Source organism: Klebsiella sp. MS 92-3, assembly GCF_000195655.1.
GTDB lineage: Bacteria > Pseudomonadota > Gammaproteobacteria > Enterobacterales > Enterobacteriaceae > Klebsiella > Klebsiella pneumoniae.
In genome coordinates this window covers 1-324 of record NZ_GL882869.1, presented here as the reverse complement: position 1 = coordinate 324, position 324 = coordinate 1, and the positions used below count along the sequence as shown (strand labels likewise).

Genomic DNA, 324 nt, shown 5'->3' with positions numbered 1-324 from the left:
GGCAGCAGCCCCCTGCTGCCCGCCTGACGTGTGAGTGGCGTTAATTCACCCGCGCAGGCAAGGTAATTTGCTGCAGGGCATTCGCCATATTAATCTGAATCAGCTCTTTAAGACCTTCGCGCTTAATAAACTGGCTCCGGTGCTTACTTTTCACCTCTTCAATACTCTTTTTGATCTCTTGCGCCGGCAGTTTATACCAGCCGCGAGCCTGTTTCTCACCGCCCATTTCCAGCCACAGCGATGAATAACTGGCTTTCACCAGATCGCTTTTCACGTGGTAATCAGAATCGATGGCGGGTGATGCTGCCAACTTACTGATTTAGT

General features: G+C 50.9%; 1 pseudogene. It reads right to left on the bottom strand.

Features of this window, described 5'->3' with window-relative positions:
* Positions 1 to 40 precede the first annotated feature (40 nt).
* A pseudogene (locus HMPREF9538_RS0128565) lies at positions 41 to 295 on the bottom strand (DUF535 family protein); the annotation flags it as partial.
* Between the last annotated feature and the right edge of the window lie 29 nt (positions 296 to 324).